We start from the raw sequence: 1,108 nt of genomic DNA, 5'->3' as shown, positions 1-1,108 counted from the left end.
GCGCCAACGAGCCCAGCATCTCGGCCGCGAACGCCTCCAGACGCGGACGGACCTCTTCCATCTCCTCAGGAGTCACAACTGAAAGAAGATCACAACCTATCCAACGAGGATCACTTGGGGTACCTAACAAAGCCCTACTAAGCACCTGCTGCACAAGGCGTCCCACACCGCGTCCCGAAATACAGAGCCGTTGCCAGTGTTGGCAGCTACGCTTAGCCTCGATCCACCGACGTGCTCTGAAGGTGATCTCTTGATCGTTTGGTGAGTGAGTTTCGGTCGGTGGTCGTGGGTGGGCAGATTGTCTATGCCGGGTCTGCCCAGCTTTTGCACGGGGGAGACCCGTGCTCAAGCCGACCCTGACCCCGTCACTGCCCTAACGCCGGCGAAGGCCCCCGGCGGCCACCGGGCTACGCCATGTCGTTCAGTTCTCCCGCGACCAGGTCGCGCACCGGCCCGCGTCAGATGCAATCTTCATACCGCCTGAAAGGGCACCCGGGAACGGACAGGCAGTCACAGCTCAGGCTGCCACTTGTCGAACACCCAGCCTGGATATGAGGTGCCGAGGTATGGCAGGTGTGCGTCCCAGTCCCCAGGCGACAACGCCTGTACGGGTTGCAGCGTGATGCGACCGTCCGAGTCGACGTTGAACCCCCAGGAGAAGCCGACCAGCGGCAGGACTCGCCGCTCGGTGTCATCCATCGGGGTCCATGCGAGGTAGCTGTGGGCCGTCCAGTCGAGGGGATCCCGCCTGGCGCGGGACGGCGCGTCGAACAAGGTGGGATTGATGCCGAAGAACGCGTACGGCGACGGCGCATCCTCGAAGAGGTAGAACGGATCCATGTCAAAGGCGGCCCCGGCGGAGGAGTTGTCCGTCGAACGCACCAGCTGCACCCAGCCGAAGAGGGCCCGATAGCCCTTCCCCGGGTAATCCACCACAGCCGTGCAGCTCGGGAAATCACGGGCTGAGGGATGCTTGCCGATCGCGGCGGGGTCATCCACATGCTCCACAGTCACCGCTAGTGCCGTAGCAGGGAACGTTTGCCCTGTTGTGATGTGACGCGCCGTTCGGGTGCTGTGCCGGGCGGCGTGTGGCCGTCACTCTGTTGGG

At 63.6% G+C, this 1,108-nt stretch carries 1 protein-coding gene; it reads right to left on the bottom strand.

The annotated features are described in order from the left end of the window. Positions 1-510 precede the first annotated feature (510 nt). The gene (locus ACIPEK_RS46740) at positions 511-1,014 is read right to left on the bottom strand and encodes a hypothetical protein (protein ID WP_402009169.1); all 504 of its coding nucleotides are present in this window, start codon (positions 1,012-1,014) and stop codon (positions 511-513) included. Positions 1,015-1,108 lie beyond the last annotated feature (94 nt).

Origin of the sequence: Streptomyces sp. NPDC088246 (assembly GCF_044741025.1) — a bacterium.
Classification (GTDB): Bacteria; Actinomycetota; Actinomycetes; order Streptomycetales; family Streptomycetaceae; genus Streptomyces.
The sequence above is the reverse complement of the archived record's forward strand: the minus strand, read 5'-3'. Positions and strand labels throughout refer to the sequence as shown.